Origin of the sequence: Klebsiella sp. HMSC16A12 (genome assembly GCF_001808265.1) — a bacterium.
Taxonomy (GTDB): Bacteria; Pseudomonadota; Gammaproteobacteria; order Enterobacterales; family Enterobacteriaceae; genus Klebsiella; species Klebsiella pneumoniae.
Window position 1 is genome coordinate 129023 of the sequence record NZ_KV792636.1, and the last position, 17163, is coordinate 146185.

Genomic DNA, 17163 nt, shown 5'->3' on the forward strand with positions numbered 1-17163 from the left:
GTCAAGATGCAATATGGTGGGATAAGCGTTGTCGTATGACGTGTGATTTTGCCGCCATAGGGATCGTGAAAGCGAATGCCGCGGGCGCCGGACAGCGCCCGCGATGAATATTATTGCGGGTTCTTCGCCTTCCAGGCCTCCCAGGCCGATTTGATCTCCTGCTTCGCGGCCGCGGCGTCATTAAAGCCGGCCAGCTCGACCTTTTTACGCCCCTCCGGCAGTTCTTTATAGACCCGGAAGAAGGCCTCCAGCCGCTGCTGTTCTATTTTCGGCAGATCGGAGATGGTCTTGATGTCGTCGTAGGTCGGGTCAATTTTACTGGCCGGTACGGCGATGATTTTGTCGTCTTTCTCACCGCCGTCTATCATCTTCAGCACACCAATTGCCCGCAGCTTAATCAGCGTGCCCGGGGCCATCGGCGCGCGGGTATAAAACACCACGTCCAGCGGGTCGCCATCCCCGGCCAGCGACTGGGTCAGCGAGCCGTAGTTCGCCGGGTAGGCCACCGGCATCGACTGAAAGCGGTCGGCGACGATAAACCCCGTTTTAGCATCGGTTTCGTACTTAATGATCCCGCCCGTCGGGATCTCAGTGACGGCGTAAAATTCTTCCGGGTTGTTTTCCGGCTGGGGAAATTCCAGCACATTGTGGGCCTGGGCGGCGGCGGACAAAAGCAGACCGGCGGTGAGGATGGTTTTTACCAGATGCATTGTTGTATCACTCTGTTGTTATAAGAAATTGATGCGCAAAACAATAGATTCGAGTGATGACAAAAACATGACCATTCAGCGTCAATATTATTACCTACCAAATATAGCGATGTTGTCTGAATTTTGTGCTATCCCTGTAGCAAAAAGCCACATTCTGTACTAAGCGCCTTGTATTTTACCGCTCAGCGTCTAATCCTTATTGGGTACTATTGCATTAATTAAGTTAATCAATTCCCCCACAAGGAGACAGGCATGAAGGCAGCTGTTGTTACCCACGACCATCAGGTTAACGTCACGGAAAAAACGCTGCGCCCGCTGGAATACGGCGAAGCGCTGTTGAAAATGGAATGCTGCGGCGTGTGTCATACTGACCTGCACGTGAAAAACGGCGATTTTGGCGATAAAACCGGCGTCATTCTCGGCCATGAAGGGATCGGGGTGGTACAAAAAGTCGGCCCGGGCGTCACCTCCCTGAAGCCGGGCGACCGCGCCAGCGTGGCGTGGTTCTTCGAAGGCTGCGGCCACTGCGATTACTGTAACAGCGGCAACGAGACGCTCTGCCGCTCGGTGAAAAACGCCGGCTATACCGTCGATGGCGGCATGGCGGAAGAGTGCATCGTCACCGCCAACTACGCGGTAAAAGTTCCGGACGGCCTCGACTCCGCCGCCGCCAGCAGCATCACCTGCGCGGGCGTCACCACCTACAAAGCGGTCAAGGTCTCCCACATCAAACCGGGCCAGTGGATCGCCATCTACGGCCTCGGCGGGCTGGGTAACCTCGCGCTGCAGTATGCGAAGAATGTGTTTAACGCCAAAGTGATCGCTATCGACGTCAACGACGGACAGCTGGAGCTGGCGGCCTCGATGGGCGCCGACCTGACCATCAACTCCCGCAATGAAGATGCGGCGAAAGTGATTCAGGAAAAAACCGGCGGCGCCCACGCTGCGGTAGTAACCGCGGTGGCTAAAGCGGCCTTTAACTCGGCGGTGGATGCCGTTCGCGCCGGTGGCCGCGTGGTTGCGGTGGGCCTGCCGCCGGAGGCGATGAGCCTCGATATTCCGCGTCTGGTGCTGGACGGCATCGAAGTGGTCGGTTCGCTGGTCGGCACCCGTCAGGATCTGGTGGAAGCCTTCCAGTTTGCCGCCGAAGGCAAAGTGGTGCCGAAAGTCACCCTGCGTCCGCTGGAAGATATCAACGCTATCTTCAAAGAGATGGAGCAAGGTCAGATCCGCGGCCGTATGGTTATCGATCTGCGTAGCTAATCACCCGCGCCTCTCCCGTCCGGGAGAGGCGATCCCCCTGGCACGTCCTCTCGCTTCCCAACCCGGGAAGTAAATGCAATTTCCGCAAATGCTTAGCGCAATTCCTTGGTTCCTTTGTTTTTAGCCGCGCCCGATGATGGCAACACAATAGATAACAAAGGAATTCACCATGCATCGTCATTTTCGCCTGCCCGCGCTGGCCGCGCTGTTTCTCACCGGCGCCTTTTCCGTCTGGGCCGCCGACACGCCGGTTAAAGGCGGCACCTTAATTTATCTGGAGCAGCAACCGCACACCAATCTCTATCCGCCCGCCGGCGGCTTTTACCCGAATGGCGGGATTCTCAATCAGATAACCGACAAGCTCACCTGGCAGAACCCGAAAACGCTGGAGATTGAGCCGTGGATCGCCGAGAGCTGGACCAGCAATGCCGATAAAACCGAGTACACCTTCCACCTGCGCAAAGGGGTCACTTTCTCAGATGGCACACCGCTGGACGCCGCCGCCGTCGCCAAAAACTTCGATACCTATGGTCTGGGAGATAAAGCCCATCGTCTGCCCGTCTCGGAGGTCATCAATAACTACCAGCGCAGCGAAGTGATCGACCCGCTGACGGTAAAATTCTACTTCAACAAGCCGTCGCCGGGCTTCCTGCAGGGAACCGCCACCATCGGCTCCGGTCTGGTATCTCTCAGCACCCTGCAGCGTAATTTTGAAGAGCTGGGCGATGCCCGACATATTATCGGCTCCGGCCCCTTCGTCGTGCAGGATGAAAAACCAGGCCGCGAGCTGACGCTGGTGGCGCGCAAGGATTACCAGTGGGGGCCGAAAAACATTGCCCAGCAGGGGCCCGCTAACCTCGACGGCATCACCTATATTGTGACGCCGGAAGACAGCGTGCGTATCGGCGCGCTGCTGGCAGGTCAGGCGGGCTTTATTCGCCAGGTGCAGGCCTACGATGAAAAGCAGGCTACCGATCAGGGATTTAAGATCTACGCTGCCCCTACCCGCGGGGTCAACGACAGCCTGAGCTTCCGCCCGGATAACCCACTGGTCGCTGACCTGCGGGTGCGTCAGGCCCTGCTCCATGCCACCAACGCCAGGCAGGTGGTGGAGACGCTGTTCTCCGCTAACTACCCGCAAGCCACCTCCGTGCTGGCCAGCTCTGCCGCCGGCTATGTCAATCTCAGCGATAAACTCACCTTCGACCAGGCCAAAGCCCGGCAGTTGCTGGATGACGCCGGCTGGAAGCCCGCCGCCGACGGTATTCGCAGCAAAGACGGTCAGCGGCTGGCGCTGACCGTCTATGAGTCGCTGCCGCAGCCGCAAAATAAGGAAGTGCTGCAGCTGATCGCCCAGCAGTGGCGCCAGGTGGGTGTGGCGTTGACGGTCAAAGCCGGGGATGCCGGTAGCCGTACGCTGGATAACCTCGACCCGCAGAAAACCCCGCTCACCGTCTCAGAAGTGGGCCGCGCCGACCCGGATGTGGTGAAAAGTATGTTCTTCCCCAACAACCGCGATGCGCTGCTGCAGAAAGGCGGCTCCAGCGATAAAGTGCAGCGCTTCCGCGATGATAAGCTCAATGACCTGCTGACCGGCATCTCCGCGGCGGTAGAGCCGCAGCAGCGCTTGCAGTTAACCGGTGACGCCCAGCGCTATCTGATCGATAACGCCTATGTGATCCCTATTTTCGAAGAGCCGCAGGTGTTCGCCGGCGCGCCGTGGGTCAAAGGCGTCAGCTTCGAGGCCGTCGGTCGTCCGTCGTTCTACGGCGCGTGGCTGGACAAGCACTAAGAGGCCGGTTATGAGCGCTTATCTTCTGCGACGATTCGGCCAGGGGCTGCTGGTCCTGTGGGCGGCCTTTACCCTCACCTTTTTCCTGCTGCAGGTCCTGCCGGGGGATGCGGTGCTGATCAAGTTTCAGAACCCGGACCTTGGCCTGAGCCCGGCGCAAATTGCGGAGATGCGGCTGGCCTACGGCGCCGATAGCCCGCTGTGGCGCCAGTACCTGCACACGCTGCTGGCGATGCTGCACGGCGACTTCGGCTATTCCCTGCAGGCGGGTCTGGCGGTCAGCAGTCTGATTGCCAGCAACCTGCCGGATACCTTAAGCCTCGCGCTGCCGGCCTTCCTGCTGGCCGTGGCGCTAGCGTTCGCCCTCGCTTTCGCCTCGCGGCTGCCGGGGCTGCGCTGGCTGAGCAATTTTCTGCAGTCGCTACCGGTGCTGTTTATCTCTCTACCTACCTTTTGGTTGGGTATCGCCCTGATCCAGCTCTTCTCGTTTCAGTTGCGCTGGATCCCGGTGATCAACCCCGGCCCACTGGAAGGACTGATTTTACCGGTTATCGCCGTCGCGCTGCCCATTTCCGCCCCGCTGGCGCAGATCCTGATGCGCAGCATGGATCAGGTGGCGGTTCAGCCCTTCGTCGCGGTCGCCCGCGCCAAGGGCATGAGCGAAACGGGCGTCCTCTGGCGCCATGTGATGGGGAATGCTCTGCTACCGGCGCTGAATATTGCCGGGCTGCTGCTCGGCGAACTGATTGCCGGGGCGCTAATCACCGAGACCGTCTTCGGCCGCAGCGGCCTCGGCCAGCTGACCCAGCAGGCGGTCAATAACCAGGATATCGCCGTACTACAGGCGGTGGTGATGATCTCCGCCCTCGGTTTCGTCCTGATCAACCTGCTGGTCGACCTGGTCATGCCGCGACTGGACCCCCGACTCCATTTACAGACCGGAGGTGCGAAATGAGCCTGGTCGACTATACCATCGCGGTTCGCCGCCGCCCGGAGTGGCGTAGAGTGCGCCTGCAGCCTGGCCTGTGGCTGGCGTGGGCGGTGATGATCGCCGCCCTGTTAATGGCCATTGCCCCACAGTGGTTTACCTCCTCTAACCCGCTGGAGGGGATCCCCGGCGCTCAGCGCCTGGCGCCGCAGGCGCACTACTGGCTGGGTACCGACCAGCTGGGGCGCGACCTGTGGACGCGGGTGGTTTACGGCGCGGTGCATTCCCTGTCGGCGGCGCTGATCGCCGTCGCCATCGGCCTGGTGGTGGGTACCGCCCTTGGCACCCTCGCCGGGGCGCTGGCCGGACGCGTGGAATCCACCATCATGCGCCTGGTCGATGTCCTGCTGGCTATCCCCTCCCTGCTGCTGCAGCTCACGGTGATTATTCTGCTGGGTTTCGGCACGGTAAATGCGGCGGTGGCGGTTGGCGTCGCGGCTATCGCCAGCTTCGCGCGCCTGGCGCGAGCAGAAGTGGTACGCGTGCGCCACAGCGATTACGTCGAGGCGGCCCGGGGCAGCGGCGGCACTTTTTTCGCCGTCTTCTGGCGCCATATTCTGCCCAACTCGCTCACTGCGGTGCTTGCTTTCGCGACGCTGCAGTTCGGTCAGGCGATGTTGGCCCTGGCCACCCTCAGCTTCCTCGGCTACGGCACTCCGCCGCCGGTCCCGGAGTGGGGACTACTGATCGCCGAAGGTCGCAATTACCTGTCAACCGCCTGGTGGCTGACCACCTTCCCCGGCCTCGCCGTGGTCGCCGTGGTCCTTGCCGCCAATCGTCTTAGCCGCCAGTGGAGTGGAGTACGCCCATGACCGTTCTGTCCGTTGAAGATCTACGCATCAGCTACCGCTCGCGGGGCGAATGGCGCGAGGTGGTGCACAACATCAGCTTTTCCATCCAGCGCGGCGAAATGCTGGCCTTCGTCGGAGAATCCGGCTCGGGGAAAACCACCACCGCGCAGGCCATTATCGGCCTGCTGGCGGATAATGCCCGCCGGGATGCCGGGCGGATTGTCCTCAATGGCGAAGTGATTAGCGACTGGTCGGATAAACGCCTGAACCGCCTGCGCGGAGTGAGCATCAGCCTGGTCCCGCAGGATCCCGGTAATTCGCTCAACCCGGTAAAAACCATTGGTCAGCAGGTGGAAGAGATCCTGCGGCTGCATCAGTCCCTCTCCGCCGCTGAGCGCCGACAGCAGGTTCTTAACCTGCTCGCTAAAGTCGGTCTCAGCCACCCGGAACAGCGTTTTGACCAGTATCCGCATCAGCTGTCTGGCGGGATGAAACAGCGGGTGCTGATAGCCATCGCCATTGCCCTGCAGCCGGATCTGATTATTGCCGACGAGCCCACCAGCGCCCTCGACGTCACAGTGCAGAAGCGCATTCTCGACCTGCTCGATATCCTGCGTCGCGAGTCGGGCACCGCCGTGCTGTTTGTCACCCACGATCTGGCGCTGGCCGCCGAACGCGCCGACCGGATCATGGTGTTTCGCCAGGGAGAGATTCAGGAACAAGGCGCCACCGAGGCGATTGTCCAGCGTCCGCAGCATCCTTACACCCGCCAGCTGCTCCACGACCTGCAGGATGCGCCGTTGAGGCTAACGGCGGCGCGTCACCGGCCGCTGGCCACGCCGGCCATTCGCGTGGAGGGGATCAGCAAACGCTTCTCGCTGGGCAAACAGGCGCTGCAGGCGCTCGACAGCGTCAGCTTTGAGGTCAGACGCGGCAGCACCCATGCGCTGGTGGGCGAATCCGGCTCCGGGAAAACCACCCTGGCGCGGATCCTGCTGGGCTTTGAGCGCGCCGACGCCGGACAGGTCACCATCGACGGTATTGACGCCGGGCATCTCAGCCGCGAGGCGCAGCGTCAGCTGCGGCGCAAGATCCAGTTTGTCTACCAGAACCCCTTCGCTTCGCTCGACCCGCGCCAGACGCTGTTTGCGATTATCGAAGAGCCGTTAAAAAACTTTGAGCGCCTCAGCGCGGCGACGCGTCGCCAGCGTGTGGAGAGCGTTGCCGCCCGGGTGGCCCTGGCCCCCGAGCTGCTGTCGCGTACGCCGCGGGAGCTTTCCGGCGGCCAGCGCCAGCGGGTGGCGATTGCCCGGGCGCTGATCCTCGAGCCGGCGATACTGGTCCTTGACGAAGCGACTTCGGCGCTCGACGTCACCGTTCAGGCGCAGATCCTCGCCCTGCTGCAGCAGCTACAGCAGCAGCTGGGTCTGAGCTACCTGTTTATTACCCACGATCTGGCGACGGTCAGGCGGATCGCCGACAGCGTCACGGTGCTGCGCGCCGGCCAGGTGGTGGAGCATGGCGACGTAAACCGCCTGTTCGCCGCCCCGCAGCAGGCCTACACCCGCGAACTGATCGCCGCCATTCCCCAGGTTTCCCCCCGCTTAGCACAGGCCCACACGGAGAACGCATAATGCCTAAACGCCTCGGTTTTTTTACCCGTCTGCTCGATCAGGGCTCCGCGCAAACGCGCTACCGGCTGGCGGCCGAACAGATCCGCCACGCGGAGCGTTTGGGCTTCGACAGCGCATGGATTGCCCAGCACCATTTTCATGAACAGGAAGGCGGCCTGCCTTCACCGCTGGTGTTTCTCGCCCACGTCGCGGCACAGACCGACCGGATCCGTCTCGGCACGGCGATTATCACTCTGCCGATGGAAAATCCGCTGCGCGTCGCCGAAGACGCAGCGGTACTGGATTTACTCACCGACGGACGTCTGGAGGTGGGTTTTGGCTCCGGCGGCACGCCAACCTCGTTTCTGCCCTTCGGCCTGACCAGCGAGCAGCGCGGGGCGGCGTTTGCCGACCATCTGCACCTGATCCATAGCGCCTGGCGCGGCGACACGCTGAGCCACCCGGACAACCGTCTCTATCCGCCGGCGCCGCAGTTGGCGGAGCGTATCTGGATCGCCACCTTCTCGGCGGAGGGCGCCATCCGCGCCGGTCAGGCGGGACACGGGCTGATGCTGTCGCGCACCCAGCCACGGCCGCCCGGCGAGCCACGTCTGCCGCTGGACGCCATTCAGAACCCGATCATCGACGCCTACCTGTCGGCGCTACCGGACGGCGTTGCGCCGCGGATCCTCGCCTCGCGCACCGCCTTCGTCGCCGACAGTCACGCCCACGCCCTGCAGGTCGCCGAGCCCGGTCTGCGCAAGCAGGCGACTCAGCACCGGGCGGCGGGTCATACGATAGAAGGTGACAGTGTCACCGACTATCTGCAACAGCTGGATGCCCACGTTGGCGATCCTGAGCATGTTATTGCCTCCCTGGCGCAGGACAGCGTGCTGGCCCGCGCCACCGATATTTCGTTTCAGGTGCACTCGGTCGAGCCTTCGCACCGGGATACGCTGCGTTCCATTGAGCTGATCGCTCAGCATATTGCCCCCCACATCAGATAAGGAGTCCCCATGACGCTGAGTCAGGATATTCTGGCCGAACTGGCGGAGATCGCCCCCGGTTCCCCGCTCGATCAGGCGCGCGCCGTCCGCGATGCCGCCACCCGTCACGCCCAGGGAAGTTATGAAGTGCTGTTCCGCCAGCAGGACGCTGACTTTCCTCTTGATGAACGCTTCGCGGTGGCCGCGAAGGTGGCGAAACTGCACCAGGCGGACGCGCTGGCGGCGCACTATGCCGGTTTCGGCCTCGCCGATCCGACCACCGATCGTCTGGTCCCGGCGCTGGCCTTTGCCCGCCTGCTCACCTTCACCCCCGTTGAAGCCACTCCCGGCGCGCTGCACACCTTAACCGGCGCGGGCTGGAGCCTGCGGGGCATCGTCACCCTGGCGCAGCTGGTAGCCTTTGTCAGCTTCCAGAGCCGACTGCTGCTGGGCCTGCGGGCGCTCAACCATAAGCCCATCGTCAGCGCAGATACGCCGCTGGTCGCCGGATACTGGCATACCACCCCGTACGCGCAGAGCGGCAAAGCGGCCCCGGTTCGCTTCACCCGCGACGAGCTGCACTGGGAACCCTGGCTGGCCGATAAACCGCTGGCGGAATTCAACGCTGAAGAACAGGCGATTCTGGCCAAATATGGCCATAGCGACTCCCCCTACTTTCGCCTGCTGGCGCGCAACCAGCCGGTGCTGGAGCAGCGGACCCTGACCGATAGGGGCATTTTCTATACCGCGGGAGGATTGCCGCGCGCCGAACGCGAGCTGGCCGCCACGGTCGCCAGTAAAATCAACGGCTGTATCTACTGCGCCTCGGTGCATGCCCGCAAAGCGGCGCAGCTGGCGAAGGACGAGACCGCCGTCGACACGCTGCTGGCGGTGACGCCGGGAGAGGATCTACGCGACGGGCAATCGCCGCGCTGGCAGGCGGAAATCGACGCCGCCGCCGCGCTATCGGTGACGCCACCCGCGTTAAACGCCGATCATCTGGCGGCGCTTGATGAGCAGGGCTTAGATACTCTGGCCCAGCTGGATCTGCTGCAGTCCGCGGCCTTTTTCGCCTGGGCCAACCGCCTGATGCTTACCCTGGGCGAACCCTGGCGTGAGTAGGCGTCGTTAGTAAGCTTGTCGCCGCTGATGGCAGCCATAGATGAGCAAGGCGCTCATCGCCAGAAACGACAGCGCGGCGGCGGGGAGCGCCACGCTGTTCCAGCCAAAGCCCTGGGCGATCATCATTCCGCCGCAGAAGGCGCCGATGGCGCTGCCGAGGTTAAAGGCGATCTGTCCCCCGGCCGCCCCCAGCATCTCGCCGCCTTTGGCGTTCTGCAGCAGCAGGATCTGCAGCGGCGCTGACAGGGCGAATAGTCCCGCGCAGCAGAGAAATGCCAGCGCCAGCGAAGCGACTTTGTGTTCACCGAAGGCAAAGATCAGCAGCAGCGTCACGGCTATGACCCCGTCGGTCATGGCCGCAATGCGCAGCGGGCTGTAGCGCCCGGAAATTTTGCCGCTGAACAGATTGCCGACCACCATTCCCAGCCCCGCCAGCATCATAATCAGCATCATCTTGCTTTCAGCAAAGCCGGATACATTGAGCATAAAGGGCTTGATATAGCTGAACCAGGCAAACACGCCGGCGTTACCGAACATGGTGGCGGCGAAAATCAGCCACGGCGCCGGGGAGGCCAGAAAACGGAACTGCTCGCGCAGCCGCGTGCTGGCCCGGTCATAAAGCGTGGGCACCCAGCAGAAGATCGCCAGAAATACCGCCACGTTAAATACCGCGATAAGCGCAAAGGTATAGCGCCAGCTGAAGTGATGCCCAAGCCAGGTGCCGCCCGGGACGCCCACCAGGTTAGCGATCGTCATGCCGCCAATCATCCCCGCCACCGCGGCGGTCACCTTCCCCGGCGGCGCGATTTTCGACAGGATAATCGCGCCGACGCCAAAGAACGCCCCGTGGGGAAACCCGGAAACCAGCCGGCCAAGCGCCAGCATGGCGTAGCTACTGGAGAAGGTAAACAGGGTATTGCCGAGAATACACAGGCCAGCCAGGAACAGCATCACCGATTTCAGGGAAAACCGGCTGGAGAGCAGCGCCATGATCGGCGCGCCGATCACCACGCCGAAGGCATACCAGGCAATCATATTGCCGGCGGCGGGTATGGATATTCCGACATCGTGCGCCATATCCGGCAGCACGCCCATAATGCCAAACTCCGCCATGCCAAGTCCAAAGGTGCCCAGCGCCAGTGAAAAAATCGTTTTTTTCATACATCTTATAGGGGTATTGAGAGCCGGCCGGCATTATTTACCATCCCGCCCCGACACACCAGCTAAAAACGCCCGACGGCAGTTTCCTCCATACAACAGCCTGATTCGTTCATGTTCCCCAGCCGCGTGGCATACCGGCGGCGTGGTTTCGTAGAAACAATCCCCTATCAAAATCAGTGAGCTCAAAGAGATAAACACCTCATTGATCTCAAGTTAACTTGAGGTTGTAAAGTCAAAACATCGTTCACCTTGGGAGAATTATCCATGCAAAGTGTTGATGTCGGTTTTACTCATGTCGCCTTTACCATCCGCTGTCTGGCCAGCAGCATCGATTTTTATACCCGCTATACCGCGATGACCGTCATTCACCAGCGCGAGCCCGACCTCCCCTCGGCGCGGAAAGTGGCATGGCTCAGCGACCGCACCCGGCCTTTCGCCCTGGTGCTGGTGCAAAGTGACGATCCGGCCGATACGCCGCTGGGACCGTTCGGCCACCTCGGCGTCGCCTGCGCCACCCAGGCCGAGATCGATGAGAAAGTGGCCCTCGCACGGCGGGAAGGTGTTTTACGCCGGGAGCCGGAGCAGCTGGGCGATCCGGTGGGCTATTTCGCTTTCTTTGCCGACCCGGACGGTAACACCCTGGAGCTGTCGTGGGGGCAGCGGGTGGGACTGGAAGTCATCCTGGCGGGAAAACCCGGCGAATAATTTTCCACCGCCTCGCCGGGGGAGGATTACACTTCAAAGGGATACCTCGGCAACACGGAGCATGGCGATGGGCAACAAGAAAAGCGGTAATCCGGTCGACACGGCGACAAAAATCGCGCCGCTCGACAACAAAGCGTACGAGAAAGCGCTGCGCAAACTCCACGTTGAGCTGGTGAAACTGCAGCGCTGGGTAGTGCACAAGGGACTGAAAGTGTGCATTGTCTTTGAAGGCCGGGACGGCGCCGGGAAAGGCGGCACCATTAAGGCCATCACCGAGCGCGTCAGCCCGCGTATCTTTCGGGTCGTCGCCTTACCCTCGCCCACCGAGCGCGAAAAAAGCCAGCTCTACTTTCAGCGCTATATCAAGCATCTCCCGGCGGCCGGCGAAATCGTGATTTTCGATCGCAGCTGGTATAACCGCGCCGGCGTCGAACGGGTGATGGGCTTTTGTACGCCGGAGGAGGTGCAGAAGTTCCTCGACGGCGCGCCGATGGTGGAGCGCGGCATGGTCGAATCGGGCATTATTCTGCTCAAGTACTGGCTGGAGGTCTCTCCGCAGGAACAGGAGCGCCGTCTGCGGGATCGCATCGACGACGGGCGTAAAATCTGGAAGCTCTCGCCGATGGACATTAAGTCTTTCAACCGCTGGGATGAATATACCGCTGCCCGCGACGCCATGTTCGCCGCCACCGATACCGCCTGGGCGCCGTGGTTCGTCGCCCGCTCGGAGGATAAAAAGCGCGTGCGTCTGAATATCATCACCCATCTGCTGTCGCAGATCCCCTATGAAGCTTTACCGGTGGAGCCTGTGACGCTGCCGAAGCGCAAAATTGGCAAAATGAAACAGACTAATTTTCCTTTCCGCTTTATTCCGGAGAAGTTTTGATTATTTCCCGTCGCGCTGGTTAATGCCAGCGCCAGGTTTATTACTATAACCATGAATATTTCAGGCTGTTACTTCCCTCTGGAAGCTGTCTCGCAAAATAAATATTAAACTTACTGCTGGTATTTATTTTTTAGTGGGTAAAGTCAATAATCACAGAACCAACCGCAAGGAGCCTATGATGAAAAGTAATACGCTACGTAAAAGACCCACTGACGTACCCGTCCAGAAGGCGTCAGAACAGCCAGGTAAGGATTTACGAGAAGCGGATAAACAGCGACAGCACAAGGAATTCATTGCCGCAATGAATGAATTTATTGCAAAAGGAGGCACTCTTACTGATGATGAATTTTTCAGGGTGCTATGATGCTTGAACAATTCAATGTTTATCGAAATTGTTCTGCTCAGACAAATAAAACCCTGCCATATTATATGATCGTGCAGAATGATTATTATACAGACCTGGCCACGAGAGTCATTATTCCTTTAATGCGACCACAACAGTTACCACGCTGGCATCAGCATGTCGTACCAAGGATAAATATAGAATTTGACAGCTTTTTACTTTGTACGCCAATGAGCAGTAACTTAAATAATAAACGGATCCCGCCACAGGATTTCGTCTGCAATCTGAGTCATGCGCGCCAGGGCGTTATCGATTCAATCGATACTCTTATCACGAACTGCTGACTGCCGGGAATCCGCTCCGACATCCTCGGAGCGGGTTTCCCCCGTAAAGGCTTACTTCATTCCCTCACGGCTCTCTTTTTGCGCTTCCAGGCGTTCGACATCGCGATACCAGCGCGGGTGGTGTTTCTTCGCCCAGCGGCGGCTCACCTTGCCTTCAATCATTCCCTTAATCGACCCCTTCACCCAGAACGCCATATACATATGGATAAGGATGGCGTGGATCAGAATGATGGCCGATGTTGCGTGAATCAGCAGGCTATAGCGAATCACCTGCATCGGGAAATACGGCGCGAAATAGGGCCGCCAGATAATCACCCCGGTCACCAGCAGCACGAAAATCATACTCATGATGGTCCAGAACATCATCTTCTGCCCGGCGTTATACTTACCGACGCGCGCCACCTTATGCTCGTTGCCTTTCAGCACCTCGACGATGCCTTTCAGCCACGGAATATCCTGTTTATCAGGGATGTTGTGGTGGACAAAGCGCACGAACATAAACATCAGCGCGACAAAAATCAGCACCCCAAAGAACGGGTGCAGAATACGCCCCATCTGCGGCGTGCCGAAGGTTTCCGTTAGCCACTGTAGCGTCGGAAAGAAGAACGATATTCCCGACAGCGCCACGAGGAAGAAACAGATAACCACCGTCCAGTGACAGGCGCGATCGATAAACGTTGTGCGCACAATCATCTTCGATTTACTCATCATGCTTCTCCTCGTCGTCGTCAACTTCCTTGTTCGGCCCGATACCGATGTAGTGGTAAATCAGCCCGGCGAAGGTGGCGATAAAGCCCGCCGCCGCCAGCGGTTTCAGCGCCCCCTTCCACAGACTGATACTGGTATCGATCTGCGGTTCCTTCGGCAGCTTGTGATACAGCTCCGGCTGGTCGGCATGATGCAGGACGTACATCACGTGGGTTCCGCCGACGCCCGGCGGGTTGTAAATCCCGGCGTTGGCATAACCGCGTTTTTTAAGCTTAGCCACCCGCTCCTCGGCCACCTCCAGCATCTCTTTCTTCGTACCGAAGTGGATCGCGCCGGTAGGACAGGTTTTCACGCAGGCCGGTTCCTGGCCGACGCTGACCCGATCCACGCACAGGGTGCATTTATAGACCCGGTTATCCTCTTTATTGAGGCGCGGGACGTTAAAGGGACACCCCGCAATGCAGTAGCCGCAGCCGATGCAGTTTTCCTGCTGGAAATCGACGATGCCGTTGGCGTACTGAATAATCGCCCCGGCGGATGGGCAGGCCTTCAGGCAGCCCGGCTCTGCGCAGTGCATACAGCCATCCTTGCGGATAAGCCACTCCAGTTTGCCGTTCTGTTCGGTCTCGCTAAAACGCATTACCGTCCAGGATTTGGCGCTGAGATCCGCCGGGTTGTCGTACACCCCGACGCAGTGCCCCACGTCATCGCGGATGTCATTCCACTCGGAACAGGCCACCTGGCAGGCTTTACAGCCCACGCAGGAGGAGACATCGATAAGCTTGGCGACTTCCGCTTTATAGTCCCGCGCGCGCGGCGCGGGGGTGATCGGGTTGGTCGCGGAGCGTTTAATAATGTCTTGGGTTTCCATCGCCATTGAATCGCTCCTTACGCTTTCTCGATGTTGACCAGGAACGCCTTGTATTCCGGCGTTTGCGAGTTGGAATCGCCAACGTTAGGCGTCAGGGTGTTGGCGATGTAGCCTTTGCGGGCCACGCCTTCAAAACCCCAGTGCAGCGGGATCCCGACGGTCTCCACCTGCTGGCCGTTGACGTTCAGCGTGCGCAGTCGGCGGGTCACCACGGCAACCGCGCGAATGAAGCCGCGCTTGCTGCTGACTTTCACCCAATCGCCGTTAGCGATACCTTTGCTTTTCGCCAGCCCTTCGCTGATTTCGACAAACTGTTCCGGCTGCGCGATGGAATTGAGCAATGCATGCTTGGTCCAGGTGTGGAAATGCTCGGTCAGACGATAGGTGGTCCCGACATACGGGAATTTATCCTTCTTACCTAAGCGAATGGCGTCCTCTTCATACAACCGCACCACCGGGCTGGAGACCACTTTCGGGTGCAGCGGGTTGGTGCCAAGCGGGGTTTCCATCGGCTCGTAGTGCTCCGGGAACGGCCCTTCCGCCAGTTTATCGAGCGCAAACAGGCGACCCAGCCCCTCCTGCTGCATGATAAACGGCCCGGTGTTGCTCCCTGGCGGCGCGGTATTGAAGTCCGGAATATCATTCCCGACCCACTTGCTGCCGTTCCACTGGATCAGCATCCGCTTCGCATCCCAGGGCTTGCCGTTGATATCGGCCGAAGCGCGGTTGTACAGCACCCGACGATTGAGCGGCCACGCCCAGGCCCATCCCAGCGTATTGCCCAGGCCCGAAGGATCGGCGTTATCACGATTCGCCATCTGGTTACCCTGCTCGGTCCAGCTGCCGGTATAGATCCAGCAAGACGACGCGGTGCTGCCGTCATCGCGCAGCAGCGCGAAGCTATTGAGCAGTTGGCCTTTTTTCGCCAGCAAAGTGCCATTTTGATCGTAGAGATCCGCCAGCGCGTAGCCGTTGTTCTCTTTTGCCACCTCTTCCGATTCCGGATGGTCCGGCTGCTTGTAGCGCCAGCTCATCTTCAGCAGGGGTTCCGCGCCCTTCCCGCCTTCGGTGCGGTACAGTTCGCGCAGGCGATGGTAAATCCCGGCAAGGATTTCGCCATCATTGCGCGCTTCACCTGGGGCATCCTGACCTTTCCAGTGCCACTGCAGCCAGCGGCCGGAGTTGGCGATCGAACCGTCCTCTTCGGCAAAGCAGGTCGACGGCAGACGGAAGACTTCGGTCTGAATCGCCGACGGGTCGACATCATTAGACTCGCCGTGGTTCTGCCAGAAGGTCGAGGTTTCGGTCACCAGCGGGTCGATAACCACCATATATTTCAGCTTGCTGAGGCTGCGAACCACTTTGTTTTTGTCCGGGAAGGAGGCAACCGGGTTAAAGCCCTGGCAGATATAGCCGGTGACGTTGCCGTTATCCATCATATTGAAGTATTTGATAACGTCGTAAGCCTGGTCCCACTTCGGTAACCACTCAAAGCCCCAGTCGTTCTCTTTTTGCGCCGCCTCGCCGTAGAAGGATTTCATCAGGCTAACGAAGAATTTCGGGTAGTTGCTCCAGTAGTTCACCTGCTCGGGCAGGGTCGCCTTCGGCGTGTTGGCGCTGAGGTAGCTTTGCAGATCGGTCTGTTTGTCCGATGGCAGCGTCAAATAGCCCGGCAGACTGGTCGACAGCAGGCCCAAATCGGTCAGCCCCTGAATATTTGAGTGGCCGCGCAGGGCGTTGACGCCGCCGCCGGCCATCCCCATATTGCCGAGCAGCAGCTGGATCATTGCCATGGTGCGGATGTTCTGCGCGCCGACGGTGTGCTGCGTCCAGCCCAGGGCATACAGGAACGTGGTGGTGCGGTCCGCGGCGCTGGTTGAGGCCAGCACGTCGCACACTTTAAGGAAGTCCGCTTTCGGCGTACCGCAGATGTTTTCGACCACCTCGGGCGTGTAACGGGAAACGTGCTGCTTCAGCAGATTCCACACGCAGCGCGGGTGGGTGAGCGTTTCATCGCGTTTGGCGTAGCCGTTTTCATCGAACTGGTAGTTCCAGGACGATTTATCGTACTGGCGTTTTTCCGCATCGTAGCCGCTGAACAGCCCCTCTTCGAAGGCAAAATCATCCCGCACCAGCAGGCTGGCATTGGTGTAATGCTTAACGTACTCGGCATTGATCTTATTGTTTTCGATCAGGTACAGCAGCACGCCCGACAGGAAGGTAATGTCGGTACCGGAACGAATCGGCGCATAGATATCGGCCACCGACGCGGTGCGCGTAAAGCGCGGGTCGACGACGATCAGCGTGGCGTCGTTATTGTTTTTCGCCTCCATCGCCCAGCGGAAACCCACCGGATGGGCTTCGGCGGCGTTACCGCCCATCACCACCACGACGTTGGCGTTTTTGATATCCACCCAGTGGTTGGTCATCGCACCGCGACCAAATGTTGGAGCAAGACTTGCTACCGTTGGTCCGTGTCAGACGCGCGCCTGGTTGTCTACCGCCAGCATACCCAGCGATCGCACAAATTTTTGCGTTAGCATGCCGGTCTCATTGCTTGCCGCCGAGGCGCACAGCATGCCGGTGGAAAGCCAGCGGTTAACCGTCACGCCCTGTTCATTCTTTTCAATAAAGTTGGCGTCGCGGTCGGCTTTCATCAGTCGGGCGATGCGGTTAAAGGCTTCATCCCAGGAGATGCGCTGCCATTTATCCGAGCCCGGGGCGCGGTATTGCGGATAACGCAGACGGTTTTCGCTGTGGACATAGTCCAGCAGGCCTGCCCCTTTCGGGCACAGCGCGCCGCGGCTCACCGGATGGTCCGGGTCCCCTTCGATATGGTAGATCGCTTCTTTGGCGTTTTTCGCACCGTCGCCGAGGCTA

General features: G+C 59.9%; 16 protein-coding genes. 11 read left to right on the forward strand and 5 right to left on the reverse strand.

The window, feature by feature from the left end:
• Positions 1-110: 110 nt before the first annotated feature.
• Positions 111-710 (reverse strand): inorganic diphosphatase, encoded by a 600-nt coding sequence (locus tag HMPREF3140_RS20210; RefSeq protein ID WP_002906218.1) that lies wholly within the window; start codon positions 708-710, stop codon positions 111-113.
• 252 nt (positions 711-962) lie between these two features.
• On the opposite strand from HMPREF3140_RS20210, the gene adhP reads away from it, so the two are divergent.
• From adhP to HMPREF3140_RS20250, 7 genes are all read left to right on the forward strand, one after another.
• Positions 963-1973 (forward strand): alcohol dehydrogenase AdhP, encoded by a 1011-nt coding sequence (gene adhP / locus HMPREF3140_RS20220; protein WP_002906221.1) that lies wholly within the window; start codon positions 963-965, stop codon positions 1971-1973.
• A gap of 169 nt (positions 1974-2142) precedes the next feature.
• A complete protein-coding gene (locus HMPREF3140_RS20225; RefSeq protein ID WP_002906226.1) occupies positions 2143-3765 on the forward strand; it encodes a TIGR04028 family ABC transporter substrate-binding protein in 1623 nt (540 codons plus the stop codon).
• 10 nt (positions 3766-3775) lie between these two features.
• Positions 3776-4720, forward strand: a complete 945-nt coding sequence (locus tag HMPREF3140_RS20230) for an ABC transporter permease (RefSeq protein ID WP_002906228.1) — start codon at positions 3776-3778, stop codon at positions 4718-4720.
• Positions 4717-5565 (forward strand): ABC transporter permease, encoded by an 849-nt coding sequence (locus tag HMPREF3140_RS20235; RefSeq protein WP_020324770.1) that lies wholly within the window; start codon positions 4717-4719, stop codon positions 5563-5565. Before HMPREF3140_RS20230 ends, HMPREF3140_RS20235 begins: the two co-directional genes overlap by 4 nt.
• Positions 5562-7178 (forward strand): dipeptide ABC transporter ATP-binding protein, encoded by a 1617-nt coding sequence (locus HMPREF3140_RS20240; protein ID WP_032416215.1) that lies wholly within the window; start codon positions 5562-5564, stop codon positions 7176-7178. The genes HMPREF3140_RS20235 and HMPREF3140_RS20240 overlap by 4 nt, the downstream gene beginning before the upstream one ends.
• Positions 7178-8164 carry a putative FMN-dependent luciferase-like monooxygenase gene (locus HMPREF3140_RS20245; RefSeq protein WP_004200040.1) on the forward strand — a complete coding sequence of 329 codons (987 nt, stop codon included), beginning with the start codon at positions 7178-7180 and terminating at the stop codon, positions 8162-8164. The genes HMPREF3140_RS20240 and HMPREF3140_RS20245 overlap by 1 nt, the downstream gene beginning before the upstream one ends.
• Before the next feature lie 9 nt (positions 8165-8173).
• Positions 8174-9265 carry an alkylhydroperoxidase domain protein gene (locus tag HMPREF3140_RS20250; RefSeq protein ID WP_004184179.1) on the forward strand — a complete coding sequence of 364 codons (1092 nt, stop codon included), beginning with the start codon at positions 8174-8176 and terminating at the stop codon, positions 9263-9265.
• Between the two features lie 6 nt (positions 9266-9271).
• Here HMPREF3140_RS20250 and araJ read toward each other — a convergent pair whose 3' ends face one another.
• A complete protein-coding gene (gene araJ, locus HMPREF3140_RS20255) occupies positions 9272-10426 on the reverse strand; it encodes an MFS transporter AraJ (protein WP_004180082.1) in 1155 nt (384 codons plus the stop codon).
• Positions 10427-10690: 264 nt separating this feature from the next.
• Here araJ and HMPREF3140_RS20260 point away from each other — a divergent pair, with 264 nt between their 5' ends.
• The 4 genes from HMPREF3140_RS20260 to HMPREF3140_RS27720 all read left to right on the forward strand — a co-directional run bounded on the left by HMPREF3140_RS20260 (position 10691) and on the right by HMPREF3140_RS27720 (position 12704).
• A complete protein-coding gene (locus HMPREF3140_RS20260) occupies positions 10691-11131 on the forward strand; it encodes a VOC family protein (protein WP_032411557.1) in 441 nt (146 codons plus the stop codon).
• 67 nt (positions 11132-11198) lie between these two features.
• Positions 11199-12017 (forward strand): polyphosphate kinase 2, encoded by an 819-nt coding sequence (gene ppk2, locus HMPREF3140_RS20265; protein WP_004200045.1) that lies wholly within the window; start codon positions 11199-11201, stop codon positions 12015-12017.
• 178 nt (positions 12018-12195) lie between these two features.
• Positions 12196-12381, forward strand: coding sequence for a hypothetical protein (locus tag HMPREF3140_RS20270; protein WP_004175994.1), 186 nt, complete (start codon positions 12196-12198; stop codon positions 12379-12381).
• Positions 12378-12704, forward strand: a complete 327-nt coding sequence (locus tag HMPREF3140_RS27720; protein WP_015958479.1) for a CcdB family protein — start codon at positions 12378-12380, stop codon at positions 12702-12704. The genes HMPREF3140_RS20270 and HMPREF3140_RS27720 overlap by 4 nt, the downstream gene beginning before the upstream one ends.
• Before the next feature lie 51 nt (positions 12705-12755).
• Here the strand turns inward: HMPREF3140_RS27720 and fdnI are convergent, their stop codons facing one another.
• From fdnI to fdnG, 3 genes are all read right to left on the reverse strand, one after another.
• Positions 12756-13412, reverse strand: coding sequence for a formate dehydrogenase-N subunit gamma (gene fdnI / locus HMPREF3140_RS20275; protein ID WP_032411560.1), 657 nt, complete (start codon positions 13410-13412; stop codon positions 12756-12758).
• On the reverse strand, positions 13405-14289 hold the full coding sequence (gene fdxH / locus HMPREF3140_RS20280; protein ID WP_004143747.1) for a formate dehydrogenase subunit beta: 885 nt from the start codon (positions 14287-14289) through the stop codon (positions 13405-13407). The genes fdnI and fdxH overlap by 8 nt, the downstream gene beginning before the upstream one ends.
• An 11-nt stretch (positions 14290-14300) precedes the next feature.
• Positions 14301-17163: formate dehydrogenase-N subunit alpha (gene fdnG / locus HMPREF3140_RS20285; protein ID WP_228705082.1), on the reverse strand; the 2863-nt coding region annotated here is incomplete at its 5' end.